General features: G+C 42.7%; 16 protein-coding genes and 1 pseudogene. 13 read left to right on the plus strand and 4 right to left on the minus strand.

All coding sequences use genetic code 11. The annotated features are described in order from the left end of the window. Positions 1 to 131 precede the first annotated feature (131 nt). Positions 132 to 275, minus strand: a complete 144-nt coding sequence (locus tag ACI7RC_RS18255; RefSeq protein WP_408109639.1) for a helix-turn-helix domain-containing protein — start codon at positions 273 to 275, stop codon at positions 132 to 134. A gap of 1,218 nt (positions 276 to 1,493) precedes the next feature. Between ACI7RC_RS18255 and ACI7RC_RS18260 the strand changes: the two genes are divergently transcribed. After that, positions 1,494 to 1,844: a hypothetical protein gene (locus ACI7RC_RS18260; protein ID WP_408109640.1), complete on the plus strand. Its 351-nt coding sequence runs from the start codon at positions 1,494 to 1,496 to the stop codon at positions 1,842 to 1,844. Positions 1,845 to 1,906: 62 nt separating this feature from the next. Here ACI7RC_RS18260 and ACI7RC_RS18265 read toward each other — a convergent pair whose 3' ends face one another. Continuing rightward, positions 1,907 to 2,443, minus strand: coding sequence for a GNAT family N-acetyltransferase (locus ACI7RC_RS18265; protein WP_408109641.1), 537 nt, complete (start codon positions 2,441 to 2,443; stop codon positions 1,907 to 1,909). A 392-nt stretch (positions 2,444 to 2,835) separates the two neighbouring features. Here ACI7RC_RS18265 and ACI7RC_RS18270 point away from each other — a divergent pair, with 392 nt between their 5' ends. The 12 genes and pseudogenes from ACI7RC_RS18270 to ACI7RC_RS18325 all read left to right on the plus strand — a co-directional run bounded on the left by ACI7RC_RS18270 (position 2,836) and on the right by ACI7RC_RS18325 (position 9,779). Continuing rightward, positions 2,836 to 3,042 carry a hypothetical protein gene (locus ACI7RC_RS18270; protein ID WP_408109642.1) on the plus strand — a complete coding sequence of 69 codons (207 nt, stop codon included), beginning with the start codon at positions 2,836 to 2,838 and terminating at the stop codon, positions 3,040 to 3,042. A 320-nt stretch (positions 3,043 to 3,362) separates the two neighbouring features. Next, on the plus strand, positions 3,363 to 3,632 hold the full coding sequence (locus ACI7RC_RS18275) for a hypothetical protein (protein ID WP_408109643.1): 270 nt from the start codon (positions 3,363 to 3,365) through the stop codon (positions 3,630 to 3,632). A 189-nt stretch (positions 3,633 to 3,821) separates the two neighbouring features. Then, positions 3,822 to 4,240: pseudogene (locus ACI7RC_RS18280) on the plus strand (phage holin family protein). After that, entirely contained in the window at positions 4,179 to 4,367 is a 189-nt protein-coding gene (locus ACI7RC_RS18285) for a GH25 family lysozyme (RefSeq protein WP_408109644.1), read from the plus strand. The pseudogene ACI7RC_RS18280 and the gene ACI7RC_RS18285 overlap by 62 nt, the downstream one beginning before the upstream one ends. 343 nt (positions 4,368 to 4,710) lie before the next feature. Then, positions 4,711 to 5,037, plus strand: coding sequence for a hypothetical protein (locus ACI7RC_RS18290; protein ID WP_408109645.1), 327 nt, complete (start codon positions 4,711 to 4,713; stop codon positions 5,035 to 5,037). Positions 5,038 to 5,099: 62 nt separating this feature from the next. Then, positions 5,100 to 5,399: a hypothetical protein gene (locus tag ACI7RC_RS18295; RefSeq protein ID WP_408109646.1), complete on the plus strand. Its 300-nt coding sequence runs from the start codon at positions 5,100 to 5,102 to the stop codon at positions 5,397 to 5,399. 178 nt (positions 5,400 to 5,577) lie between these two features. After that, positions 5,578 to 5,847, plus strand: a complete 270-nt coding sequence (locus ACI7RC_RS18300) for a hypothetical protein (protein ID WP_408109647.1) — start codon at positions 5,578 to 5,580, stop codon at positions 5,845 to 5,847. A 535-nt stretch (positions 5,848 to 6,382) separates the two neighbouring features. Next, on the plus strand, positions 6,383 to 6,820 hold the full coding sequence (locus tag ACI7RC_RS18305) for a hypothetical protein (RefSeq protein WP_408109648.1): 438 nt from the start codon (positions 6,383 to 6,385) through the stop codon (positions 6,818 to 6,820). A gap of 55 nt (positions 6,821 to 6,875) precedes the next feature. Beyond that, positions 6,876 to 7,253, plus strand: coding sequence for a helix-turn-helix domain-containing protein (locus tag ACI7RC_RS18310; protein WP_408109649.1), 378 nt, complete (start codon positions 6,876 to 6,878; stop codon positions 7,251 to 7,253). Between the two features lie 715 nt (positions 7,254 to 7,968). Continuing rightward, positions 7,969 to 8,187: a hypothetical protein gene (locus ACI7RC_RS18315; RefSeq protein WP_408109650.1), complete on the plus strand. Its 219-nt coding sequence runs from the start codon at positions 7,969 to 7,971 to the stop codon at positions 8,185 to 8,187. 117 nt (positions 8,188 to 8,304) lie between these two features. After that, on the plus strand, positions 8,305 to 8,676 hold the full coding sequence (locus tag ACI7RC_RS18320; protein ID WP_408109651.1) for a hypothetical protein: 372 nt from the start codon (positions 8,305 to 8,307) through the stop codon (positions 8,674 to 8,676). A 233-nt stretch (positions 8,677 to 8,909) separates the two neighbouring features. After that, positions 8,910 to 9,779, plus strand: coding sequence for a YitT family protein (locus ACI7RC_RS18325; RefSeq protein WP_408109652.1), 870 nt, complete (start codon positions 8,910 to 8,912; stop codon positions 9,777 to 9,779). 441 nt (positions 9,780 to 10,220) lie between these two features. Here ACI7RC_RS18325 and ACI7RC_RS18330 read toward each other — a convergent pair whose 3' ends face one another. Both ACI7RC_RS18330 and ACI7RC_RS18335 read right to left on the minus strand, forming a co-directional pair. Next, complete coding sequence (locus ACI7RC_RS18330) at positions 10,221 to 11,891, minus strand: DUF4179 domain-containing protein (protein ID WP_408109653.1); 1,671 nt, start codon at positions 11,889 to 11,891, stop codon at positions 10,221 to 10,223. Further along, a complete protein-coding gene (locus ACI7RC_RS18335; protein WP_408109654.1) occupies positions 11,872 to 12,441 on the minus strand; it encodes an RNA polymerase sigma factor in 570 nt (189 codons plus the stop codon). Before ACI7RC_RS18335 ends, ACI7RC_RS18330 begins: the two co-directional genes overlap by 20 nt. Positions 12,442 to 12,886: the final 445 nt, after the last annotated feature.

Raw genomic sequence — 12,886 nt, forward strand, 5'->3', positions numbered from 1 at the left:
GTTAGATCTGGATTTCCAGATCTTAACCAAGCCTTAATACTACTTGGTGTTTCTGAAATCGTAAATGAGGAATCATTTGTTCTGCCCAGAAGATAGTCAGTATTTGTTTTAAGGATATCTGCGATCTTTTCTTAGTCAGCTCTTGAGGGAATTACTCTGTTGTTTTCGATATGGCTGTAATTTGCTCTTCCCATCCCTGAATTTTCAGCAACTTCTGCTTGTGTGAACTTATGCTTTGTACGTTGTTTTTTGATTCGATCACCTAAAGTAACCAAAGAAAACCCTCCTTTCAAAAAAAGATATTTTAACCGAGATTTTCAATCAGTTTCAAGCGTGGTACAACAGCAAAACTGCTGCTTACCAGAAAGAGTGGTCTGATTGGCAGGCAGCGGCCTCGGCTCAATTTGGGCAAGAATGGAGCGCTTGGTTTAACTCGAAAAAAAATACTGGGATCAGTGGTTTAGCAATGTGCAAAAGACCGGGTTTGAAACGCCACAGGGTGCATAAGCCAAGGTGGATGCACATGCAAGCCTTTCATCAGTACACGGTACGACATCTGCGGCTACAGCGAACCGCATAATTTTCCGAGATGCAAAAGGACGAGCGAAAGTTGCTTTTCCTTCCGCATTTGACGACACAGCGATGTTAAGCTTTTAGAGGAAAAGATTTCTTGTCCTCCATTAGGTAAGTGGTGGCATTCACCATCTGTTCTGGCAGGCTCCGTTTGCAAAACATCCGGGTATGCAATCGGAAAAACAATATATATACGAGTTAAGACATGGAGATCCACCGCAGGCGTTTTACGAACCAGGATTTTTAAGTGCCTTTTCTCGAAATGGGGGAGGCGTTTTTTCATGGGCTCAATAAAATACCTCAAAAGGGGTATATCTATATTGTGAATTCAATGGTTACAATAAATTTGCCCGTTGTAAAAATCTTCTTATCCGTTGATGGAACGCCGTGTGCGATGAAAGTCGCCCGCACGGTGTAGGCTCGAACGAAAACCTGAAAAGGTATAAGTCGAGAATAGCTCAAAACCGATTACTGATTTAGTTGCTTATGGCACCGCAAAAAATGAACTGGGAGATGTATTTGTATTTCTCTCATTTTCCCAACTAACTGGGGTTACCTCGGCTAGAATTCAATATTCAACAGACCAACAAACATGGCAAGATGCGGAAGTGGATAGCCCTATTACCTCTACAACGGATCAAGTATTTGCAAAATTACCATCCTTCGCTTCCGGGACCTATTATTTCCGGATGATTGTAGATGGAGGGCAGCGAGCCGGTGTGTCCAATATAACAAGCAAACACATTGAGTAATCATTATTTCCATCAACCAGCCCTCGGGATATCCCGGGGGTTTTTTTATCATCAAGAATGACAACAAGCCTCGTTCCTAGCGGGGCTATTTTGGCACCAAGGGGGTGAGGAGGGTGGAAGGACCTTGGACGAAATCAAAGACTTGCAAAAGGGGATTACCGAGTTCTAGTGACAATCAGGAAGATCAAAGCAGAGATCAAGCAATTGTCCAGCATGTCAGGCAAGTTAGGACAAACTGAAAAGATGGCTATCGAAGCCCTGCAAAACACAAAGGCAGCTCATAAAAGGATGGACGAGTTGAGCAAAGATCTTGCCGAGTTAGAAAAGCGAATCGCAGAAGACAAGAAACAAAGCAAAGACGATAAGAAATGGCTTAATAGCACCGTGATCGGTGTCATTTCTCTTGGCTGGAATTTACTGAAGCACTTCCTGGAGTCCATCTCGGGCAATGAATGGATACAAAATGTGTATTGTGAAATTCAGAAAGGCTGTCGAGGGGTTAATGAGTCTCGAGTTTAACAACGGTAATTATGTACAACGAAACCAAAAGGGGGGCCGGCAATTGATGCCGCCCCCCAAAGTTACTCTTCCATCCACTCGGTCCGCAGGATGGAAAACATGATCAAATCTACAAATTCTTCTTTGGATTTTTCGTATTGTCGGAGTTTACCTTCTTCAACGAAACGTAATTTTCTTAAAACTTTTATCGAGTTGAGGTTCTCAGGTTCAACCTTTGCTTCAACTCTATTCAGACGAAGGCTCTCAAACCCAAAGCTAATTAAAGTTCGTATTGCTTCAGAGGCATATCCCTTTCCCCAATAGGGATATCCGAGGTCATAGCCAATTTCTGCTCGTTCATTTTCGTAATCAAGATAATTAAACCCACACGAACCGATAATTTCGTTTGAGTGTTTCAAGAGAATTGTCCAACGAATTGCTTTATTTTCCGCGAACAGCCCCTGGAACATTTCGATCATCTGTTGAGCCTGTGAAACATCTGTAAATGATGCGTTCATATGTTTGGTGACTATTGGATCAGACCAAAATCCAAATAAAACAGGGGCGTCATTGGGTTCCATCGGTCTTAATAATAATCGTTCAGATGTTATTTGGTACATGTAAAACCAACCTCCTAGTTAATTAAGCTAATGAGAATCGATCAACCTACCTGGGCATAAATCATTCCTTCCACCTAATAACTGGAGATTCAACAAACATTGGTAGTATATCAAAAAAATTCAACTAATACTACAAAACAATCGAATTGTTAAATGGGGAGGAATTTCTTATAATGTGCTGCTTTGCGGTAGAGAGTTACCCAGTAATTGATCAGAGGGAAAGGGATGAGCGGACTGCTTTCTCCGGAACAACTCGCGATGGTGAAAAGAACTATAGCAATCGGGGAAGACACGAGAGCTGAAAATAGAATGAAGTACCATCATAAGAGAGTTGGGCTATCAAGAAATCAATGTGTGGGATGAAATGCGCGAATTTGAGGGCGGGGAACGGGATGCAAGCAGGACGTGAGAGGATTGCGGAGATACAGAAGGATTACCACACAATCACACAGGACCTTGGGGAAAGAGACTATACGACGGCTGAACTGAAAGAAATCGTTGCAGCAGAAAAAAGAATGAAGGATAAACATATCCCGTATCTTCTATCACAATTGGAACAGATAGATGCTGGTTATGTGAAGTTTGTCGATGCGCTCTAATTGAAACCCTTTCGAGGATATTACTCCGGAAGAATTCAAACAGATCACGAACCAGGATTTTTAAGTGCCTTTTCCTGAAATGGGGGAGGCGTTCATGGGCTCAATAAAATACCCCATAAGAGGTATATCTATTTTGTAAATTCACTGGTTACAATAAAATTGCCCGTTGTAAATCTTCTTTCTTATCCGTTGATGGAACGCCGTGTGCGATGAAAGTCGCCCGCACGGTGTAGGCTCGAACGAAATCCCTCATAAAGAGAAGGGTATAAGTCGAGAATAGCGAACCACCAGCAACTGCTAGCATTACAGATGATAGTAGCTTGAGTATCATCACGATCCGTTTTGATAAAGCGTTATCCGCCGAAACACTTGATAAGCAAAATGTGGTAAAATCGTTTGGATATGCGGATAACGATTGGGGCGGTGTTTTTGTGAACTTCATCATGTGGGATAATTCTAATCCCGACAGCCCGCTCCTAATCATTTTCACCAGCTTGTCAGCTGCTTTTGAACAAGGGAAGTACGTTATTTTTATTGATGGAGCAATAAAGGATATTCACGGAAATGTTATTACTCGAACAACACCGTAAATAGCTATATCCATCAACGGCCCTCGGGTTAATCCGGGGGTATTTTTTATCATCAAGACTGCCAGCCAGCTCCGTGCCTAGCGGGGCTATTTTTATTATCTAAAAGGAGATGGACACATGGAGAGCTTTTTCAAGTCGATTGTTGCATTCGGAGGCGCTGCCGCCTCTTTTTTATATGGGGGATGGTCGATGCTGTTGAACATACTGGTATCATTCGTCGTGATAGATTACGTCGCAGGTATTCTGGCAGCCGGGGCAGAGGGAAATTGAGCAGTAGCGTAGGGTGCCTAGGCATCGCCCGCAAAGTGCTAATTTTTACTATGGTTGCGATCGCTCACTTAGTGGACACGGCAATGGGCGAGCAGCACATTTTACGGGATGCAGCTATCTTCTTTTGCTTGGCAAATGAACGATTGTCTATCATTAAAAACGCTGGACGGGTCGGGTTGCCGATCCCAACATTACTCAAAAAAGCTGTTGAAGTATTGAACAACCTCCGTCTTATTGACGTTTCGCATCATCGGGGGGTAATTGACTGGCCTAAAGTTGCTGCAGACGGTATCAAGGGGCCTTTATCAAGGCAACAAAGGGTGTTGGGTACACTCTAATCCAAAATTTCGTACAAACGTACAGGGAGCTGTTGCGGCCGGTCTACAGATCGGCTTTTACCACTACTGCCGACCGGGGACGGGGAATACGCCAGCAGCCGAGGCGGAATGGTTTGTAAAACGGTAATGGGTTCGTCGGCTACCCTGCCATACGTTCTGGACGTAGAAGGAGCCGCGTCACCTTGGCAGTGCAAAACTGACCCAGTGGGTGCAGCAATGGTCGCGGGAGGTGGAGAGGCTCACAGGTTCTTGGATCGATGTATACGGCCTGTGGAGACGATAAGGTGCAAGTGGCGCTACACTATGCCTCGGGATGCAGTGGGGATACCTAGACAATGAGATATGCTCTCCTTCCGGATTACCCGGGGGAGGGCATTTTTTGTTGTACGGTTATACTCTGTTCGAATATAACACAAAAAATGTTCTGGTTGGGGGGATAAAATGGCTGAAGAAAATGAGTTGATCCTGGAATGGCTTTGCCGGCGGACAGCGGTGATTATATGCGTGATGACTGGAACCGGGTACATATGATGATGGACGGTCTGAAGTTAGGCCCCGCCCATTTCTACATCTTCCGGTACTTCGTAGGGGAGATCAAAACGATGAAGCGTACAGCCAGTAAAAAGCTACGCCTAAGCGACATTCGAATCATCTCAGAGAAAAAACGGGGTGAGTACTTTGTAATTTGGAAACACCGAGGCGAGACAAAAATGTTTCGCTTTAATGCAAACAAGCTGCAGGTAGAGGTTCAAAAACGTTGGAGCGAGTTGACGGAAAAGGTTCTGACACCCTCCTAAAAGGATAACATTGAGTTATGTCGAAATGTGTTACCAAACATTGGATTTAAGGAGGTATCATGATGGCGCTTTTTGGTAATAAAGAAACAAAGGAAGAGAAGCAAGAGAAGGAAATGGAGAAGTTCCTTGAAAAGTACAACCTAGACGAAATTAGTGAAAAAGACTTAAAAATCCTACGACGGATTTCTGCAGATCTTGTAGGTAACAAATGGTTCAAAACAGGAATGGCTCTCAGTTTCGCAAAAGCAGAGGAGCAGGCAAAAGTTACATACCTAAGTGCGCTTGTTGAACAAAACTGGCTGATTCTTCGTAAGCTTGATGAGATTAGCAAGAAGCTAGATGGGCCAGTAAATACTGATTAAAGAATATCAAAAATCTTACCCGGGCTTTGTGTGCACCCCTTAAAGTTCATCGGCAAACCACAGGGGTTTTTCCAATGTCTACTTTAATGGGTGCACTTCACTAAGCCCCCTTGCGGTTGGGGGCTTTTTTACATATTCAGCCTTAAGGCAACTAGCTATGGAGTGGGGATCATAGGGTTTGCAGCGGCGGCTAAATAGTCGCCGTTTTTTTATGGTTCCAGCTAGATCGATAATGGTGGTTACTTTAGTCGAAAGAAGTTGCTTTTTTAACAGGAAAATTCATAAGAATATAGAAGCTGTTGAATTAGGAGGGATTAAAATGACAGGGGATATGGAAACCATAACCATTGTTGGTGAAATTGGGGTGGCTTTAATTACGGTACTGGGAAATATACTGGTCTATTGCTTACAAAAAAATACGAATTTAAAAAGGAATTATACAATGTGATTTATGATTGTGCTTATAAGGAATGGGAGCAAAGCTCAAATACCATCAAACAAGTTGCAGATAACACAGGGAAGTCTGTAACAATTACTCCTTTCCATGTTTATTTGCTGTTCTATTCGAGGTTTATAAGAATCCTAAGTAAGAAAACCATAAGAAAAAAGGAATTAGACAAATTTTACACTGATTTTGAAAAATTAATGAATGAGGTCGAGGAACTTAGAAAAGATAATAAAAATTAGCACCCGCGTGGTGCTTTTTTGTTGACGAATTGTTGATCAAAACAGTCAACTGGTATGGAGTGGAGGTAATAGTAAGCTGGTTTTATAGCTTCAAATTTTATGATTTAACGACCGGAAAAACCCGGAGGTTACTGAGGGAGATTTTTCGTTCAGTTATATGGTTCATTTGGATTGCCGCCTTGGGGCGTTTTTTTTTCTTGACGATTCGATTGTGGAGTTTTGATGGTTGATTTTGACAATTGGAATCTAGTATGCGACTATTTACGAAAAGAAAATTTAAAGAAGGAGAGCTGAAAATGAACAATACAGTTTCTATTAAACTTCAGAGTATTGAAGGGGAAAATCCTCCATTCTGGGCAATTGGGGAGCAAAACCGTCGTTTTTGGTATTATGAAAATGAACATGGTGATCAGTGGGTTGCTAAGCTTGATAATGATATCTTACTAATATCAGGTTTAGATATAGGATGGAAAGAGATTGAGCTCACACTAGATCAGGCGGAAGCTGAAATAGAGCGGATTACCGAAAGGTTGCTACTGCTTTCTATCTCAAAAATTCCTAACCTTGGGGAGAAATTTTCCCGTTCTTATATGGAGAATGTTGCAGCTCGCCCAACCTCTGTTCAAAAACTCCCGCTTTCCGAATGGATTCTTAATAACGGAGAAATGCTTTGGATTGCTTCAGTTTTAACTGCCGTTATTCCAGAAATGAAATGGAAGAAAGATAAAAATTAAATCTAAGAATATTAGCTTCCATGCGGTGCATTGTAAAACTAAACAGGTGAACAGTATGAAACACAACTTCCTAACAGAGAAACAAATTTCTGAGATCGAAGAACGTTTAAAGTCTATGCAAAAGTTGATGATGATGGACATAGATTCGCTGCTTAAAGAGGTGCGTGGGTATCGGGGGCTATTTGGTGATATAGACGACAAAAAGATAGACTCAACTGATAGAAAGAAAATTGATATACCACAGGTAGATGTAGATATACTTAAAGATTATCCTGAGGCTTTGAAACCGAAGGATATTCAAAGAATTCTTGGTATAGGTATAAGTCAAACGTACGAGCTCTTAAATTCAGGTGAGTTTCATGTTGTAAGGATTGGCCGCTCGTATAGAATATCAAAGCGAATCTTTCTTCATTGGTTGAAGGGACAGGAATGAACAGAAAAGTGGTGCCGAATCTGGTGCCTAAAAGTAATAATCGGAACCAGAAGGCACCAAAACAAGCTAAACTCTAATCTGGAAAAAATGCTGTTATATCAATGTTTGTTCCGCATCAACAAAATACAACAAAATGTGTCTGACGTCTTAACAGGGTGGAGGTCGCTGGCTCGAACCTAGTCCGGATCACCATCATACATAAGCCGAAATCCGTAGTAATCAAGGCTTTTTCCATTTTTGCAGACAACAAAAAGAAAAAATAAGATTGCTTGAGCACTGCATGTCTCTTGAAACTTGCCAATACAGATAGTTCGGTGAACCAAACCGAAGTAACGCAGGAAGGAAGCATATATATTCATGAACATTGATATTTGACATCGTTAATGAATTATAGCATAATATTTCGTGTGCGAAATACTGTGAGTTGATATTTTAGTTGCAAAACATTAACGGAAGGTGGACTCTTTCTTAAACTCCGAAGAGCGTATAAAAAAATGCGTAAAGCTATCGGCAAGTAAATCGGACGTAGTTCCAAGTTTAGATAAAGATCGCTGATGTTCGCAGAAAATAAAGTGTTAGAACTCCATGCCGCTATCACGGCACCATCATATGATGAAACTAAGTTATTTCAGGATAGACTGACGATCCGTTATTAAGTTAAACATTCCTGTTAAGGCTAAGTAGTCGCCTTTGGAAAAAAAAGGAGCGCCTCGGTATGATGGGTTTGTCCAAGGGTTCGAAACCCAATACCATCAAGGAGGCGCTCTTATCAATTGAACGAATTAGTACCACTCACCTTGTTGTAGGTATCGATATGGCAAAAGAAACTAACATGGTACAAGAAACGAACTATCGAGGGATTGTACTCACGAATCGCCACCACTCGTTTAGTAACAATAAAGAGGGATTTAAAAAGCAGCAGCGTTGGATATAAGGGCCTCAGCAAAAGTCATTATCCGGCTTTGGATGTAACAGGTCATGCTTCAGTGTTATACAGAAAGCCACTGAGCTTATTGTACTGGTTAGGAGGAGTAGGGGAGATTTTACTGTTTTGGCCGGGGAAAAGCACGATCTAATACGGTTAATTGAAGAGTATGAACGTATCGTATACATGCTTGAGGAAATACAGAAGCAAATCCTCACATTGCTTAGTGAGATCCCCATAGCAAGTCAGCTTCGATCCATTAAGGGGATTGGTCCTATCTTTGTGGCAGCAATTTTGGATGGTGCTGGTGACCATAGACATATGCACATGGGCGTCAATTACAGTGAAAAACCGACTTTAATCTGGCCGAAAGCACGTCGGGAAAACGAAGGAGATGATTGTTATATCGAAACGCATGGATTCCATATTACGCAAATATATGTTTCTCGCTACCATACAGCTCATCGGAGTCAATCCTGTCTTTCGAGAACTACATGAAAAATGGTTTAAAATATATTCGCCTAAGAAAGCAAAACATGTCTTAACTCTTGCTACTTAAACAATTACAATACAGCGTAGGTTGTCTCATTCGCAGGATTTTACAAAGATAGCACATAGAACCGAGTTCCTGCCCGAGAAGGGCTTTTACCCGTCCGTTAAATGCAACTTAAGCAAGCTTGCAAATTACATCAAAAGAAAACTACTACGATAATACGAAATGAGGTCGTTAAATGAAAACAGAGCATAAAAAACCTGCCGTATTAGTAAAAATTTTACGAGGACTAGCTGTGGTAATCGGCGCATTTATAACAGCCTATGGACTTGAAGCCGTATTAATTCCGAACTTCGTATCCGATGGCGGTGTAACTGGTCTAAGCATCGTTGGATCAGAGCTTATCGGATTGCCGCTAGGACTCTTAATCGCGGTTCTTAATATTCCGTTTATATTTTTAGGATACAAGCAAATCGGAAAAAGCTTTGCGATTTATTCCGTGCTCGGAATTGCCTCGCTGGCCGCCGGCACTGCCGTTATGCATCACGTCTCGCCCATCATCGAAGGCGATACGCTGCTGGTAACCGTTGTCGGCGGGATTATTATCGGCTTTGGAATGGGTCTGGCCTTACGGAATGGCGGAGCTTTGGACGGTATTGATATGTTAGCTGTGTTGCTTTCCCGAAAATTGCCTTTCGGTACAAGCGATCTTATCCTATTCTTGAACATGTTCGTGTTTATCGTCGTCTCGAGCGTATTCGGCCTTCAAGGTGCTATTTTGTCAGGTATTGCTTATTTTATCGCCTCTAAAGTGATTCATATCGTTGAAGAAGGCTTAAGCGGCGCAAAAACGTTTAAAATTATTACCAGACAACCCGAAATCATGGTAGAGACCATTCGTGTCCGCTTAGGGCGTAGTGCTACATATAATCTCGTACAAGGCGGATATTCCCACGAACAGTTCAAAGAAATTACTTGCGTCATTAACCGATTGGAAGAAAGCAAAATGAAAGAAATCATCCATGGAATTGACCCGAGTGCCTTTGTTATGGTATACGACGTAGCGGAAGTAAGAGGCGGAAACTTCAAGAAGCATGATATCCACTAGAAGAGTGGTCGGTCTTAAATGGCTCTGACCGCTTTTCGGCAGAGTGTTGGAGAAAAGCTAAATCATCGCCCTGCTCTGTATGGTGAACTGTGGCCCACAAGAGGGATACTTTGGTAAAAGTAACAGTCAGAATCGGAAAAGTCTATCCCGGTTTGCAAACATTTTTTGCTAAAGGACAAAAAGAAAAGAGTGCCTGCTCCCGTTTGAACTGTGACCCATAAGAAGGACACTTTGAAAAAAGTGACCCTCTTGTGGGTCACAGTTCAGTTAAAGAGAGAAGCACTCTTTCCTCCACGCTCAAGCGTGTCTTTGATTATTTTTGCTGGCTTATCTCAATCGGCACTTCCCAGTTGACGTCGCGGTGCTGTTTTGTCAGGATGCCGATGNCAGTTCAGTTAAAGAGAGAAGCACTCTTTCCTCCACGCTCAAGCGTGTCTTTGATTATTTTTGCTGGCTTATCTCAATCGGCACTTCCCAGTTGACGTCGCGGTGCTGTTTTGTCAGGATGCCGATGCTAAAGGTCAGCTCATTAGGCTGAACCTCGAGATTTTTAATCACCAATTCACCGCTGATGTGGATCTTACCATCCTTGGCTGTTGTTTTTTCGTTCAGACTCACCTGATATTCTTTGCCCGTCTCGTCCTTGGCAGTCCAGAACTTGGTCTGCACAATGTCATGGGCAAGGGTACCCTCAATGTCGATCAGTCCTACCTTCATGGTATTCGGTCCATATGTCCGCTCAGTCAGCCTCATGTTTTTCAAAGTAAAGTGATTGTCTTTTGCCTCAATGTCAATTGGCTTGTTTTTCAAATCATTCGCGTTGATTTTTATATTGATGCCGGACAATTCTTTTGTATAGATGGAATGGAGCTTAAAAGTAAGCTTCTGTTTGTCTGTCATCGGTACAAACGAATGCCACCACGTCGTGCCGGACTCGTTTTCCCTCCCATATCTCCCGTTATTAATCTCGTTTTTCATGATGCTCAATTCTTTAACAGGTAAATCGTCCCATGCAGCCACAACGTTCCCTGCTTCATCGACAAGCTCGTAGGCCATTTCGTAGCCTTGGATTTCATGAGCGAACCAGTAAGGCTGGGTCGATTCATTTTTGTCAATTAGCTCTTTCTTCTGCGCTTGCACCTCTGGCGTTAATTTGGTCTCCAATGTGAGCAGCGTCGCGCTTGGGGAAAAATCGGCCCGTTTTAAATCAATGATCAACCCTTGGGGTGAGGTATATTGCTTGTTAATCGCCACTGATTTGGTTGCCGTTTTCGCCTTAGCCATGTCTACCGGAACACTCACCTGCCAGTTTCCTTTTTTGCCGGTGATTTCAGTAGAACTGACCTGAACAACCAGTTCATCTGGCAGCGTCTTCTCGCCTGTAATCACCTCGGTCAATTCCCGGTTTGCCATCAAGTAGTCTCCGCTTTTTCCAAAATTCCAACCCATTTCCTTCGGGTCAAACAATTGGGTTCCCGCTTTGTCCGTAATCACAAACTGGATATCGCTGTCTTCGCTTAAATCGATCATCTTGCCTTCGCTATCTCTGGCGTCGCAGATGATGGCAATCCGCATCGTGTCAGCCAAAACCTCTTTAACCGTCACGGTAATGCCTTGGTCGGTGGCTTTCAGGTCAAGCGGCTGCACAAGGCCTTGCACAACCGCCTGCTTCATTCCGGGATCGGCTTTTTCCATCGTGTTAAAAAGACTTTTTACATAAGCTGCAAAGGAAGGCGATACGAAGGTTCCCAACGTTACAGCGATGGTCAATCCAGCGGCAACAATAGACATTTTCTTCACGATAACAACACTCCTTTTTTTCCAGTTGATTGTCTTTGGCGGCTTCTTATGCGGTCTGATGGTTTTCATTTCACTTATGGGAACGTAAGGATCAACCCTGGCTAAAATCCCTTGTTTAAACGTTTCTCCTGGTACCTCTTGTCCCGGTAAATCGATACCAAACTCAAAGTCATCCATATGATCCATAAGCTGCTCCCATTGTTCCTGACAATCTGGACAGTCTTCCAGATGCTTCTCCAATCGGCTGCTTTCACTGGTTGAAAGCCCGTTTTCCATATAGTCGATCAATTGTTTAGACTTGTTGCATTTCATAGCCAAGAGCCTCCCTTCCTTCTGGATCACTCATGGTCTCCCGCAGCTTTTTTCGCGCCCGATACAGCCGCATCTGTACAGTGCTAATCGGGATCGCCAGCCTTTCACCGATCTCCTGATAGCTTAAAAACTGAAAATACCGGAGGATAAACACCGTGCGATAATCTTTATCCAGCGCCAGTATCCTTTCACCTAAAGCCATTTGCCGCTCTTTTTGCAAATAAACGGTTTCCGGCGTGTCCTTCTGAACCAGCTCAAACTCGATGCCGGAAATGCTCGGCGTACGTTTACGCTTCCTCAGCTCATCTACGCATCGATTGGCCGCGATACGATACAACCAGGCTGAGAAGCTCCGGTCCGGTTTATACTCCTGCAAGTGGCTGTACGCCTTGATAAAAATCTCTTGGGCAATGTCCTGCGTATCCGCTGTATTTCCCAGCATTTTTCGCAGCAGAGAAAAAACTCTGACCTTATACTTGTCGATGATCTCTCCAAAAGCTTGTTTATCTCCTTGCAGAACCCTGTCAATGATCTCCTGATCGTCCTGCATTTTTTACCTCCCATCCAAAAAGGGTGCTGCGCAGCCTCTGCCTTTTTGTTTGTTCACTAATGTATAACGAATTTAAAATGGAAACCTTTCTCTTTTAGGTGGAAAATTTAAATGTAACGTTCACAGAGTCAAGGCAAACGGCTGTCGTGTATTGCTTTTCCCCTTTAATAAAGGGACGACTATTTGGCTGAGGTGAACAAGCATTTTTTGACCTAAAGGGAAACGATAGTTAAGAAAAAAAGGTATTCAGGAACGTGTTTTTTCGTTCTTGAGTACCTTCATAATTTCCCATTCAGATTTCTGAGCACTTATGCGATTAACTATAGTTCTTTAAATTTGTAATAAAGAACTACAGAAATACTTTATATGAACTGTGACCCATGAGAAGGACACTTTGAAGAAAGTGACCCTCTTGTGGGTCATTTGTGTTTTAATCAATCTAATT

The sequence above is a fragment of the Brevibacillus sp. B_LB10_24 genome (assembly GCF_046036945.1).
GTDB lineage: Bacteria > Bacillota > Bacilli > Brevibacillales > Brevibacillaceae > Brevibacillus_C.

Excerpts from the sequence above, each read along its gene's own strand:
- ACI7RC_RS18265 (WP_408109641.1), bottom strand. The coding sequence starts at position 2,443 with ATGTACCAAATAACATCTGAACGATTATTATTAAGACCGATGGAACCC.
- ACI7RC_RS18270 (WP_408109642.1), top strand. The coding sequence starts at position 2,836 with ATGCAAGCAGGACGTGAGAGGATTGCGGAGATACAGAAGGATTACCAC.
- ACI7RC_RS18290 (WP_408109645.1), top strand. The coding sequence starts at position 4,711 with ATGGCTTTGCCGGCGGACAGCGGTGATTATATGCGTGATGACTGGAAC.
- ACI7RC_RS18295 (WP_408109646.1), top strand. The coding sequence starts at position 5,100 with ATGGCGCTTTTTGGTAATAAAGAAACAAAGGAAGAGAAGCAAGAGAAG.
- ACI7RC_RS18305 (WP_408109648.1), top strand. The coding sequence starts at position 6,383 with ATGAACAATACAGTTTCTATTAAACTTCAGAGTATTGAAGGGGAAAAT.
- ACI7RC_RS18310 (WP_408109649.1), top strand. The coding sequence starts at position 6,876 with ATGAAACACAACTTCCTAACAGAGAAACAAATTTCTGAGATCGAAGAA.
- ACI7RC_RS18315 (WP_408109650.1), top strand. The coding sequence starts at position 7,969 with ATGATGGGTTTGTCCAAGGGTTCGAAACCCAATACCATCAAGGAGGCG.
- ACI7RC_RS18325 (WP_408109652.1), top strand. The coding sequence starts at position 8,910 with ATGAAAACAGAGCATAAAAAACCTGCCGTATTAGTAAAAATTTTACGA.
- ACI7RC_RS18330 (WP_408109653.1), bottom strand. The coding sequence starts at position 11,891 with ATGAAATGCAACAAGTCTAAACAATTGATCGACTATATGGAAAACGGG.
- ACI7RC_RS18335 (WP_408109654.1), bottom strand. The coding sequence starts at position 12,441 with ATGCAGGACGATCAGGAGATCATTGACAGGGTTCTGCAAGGAGATAAA.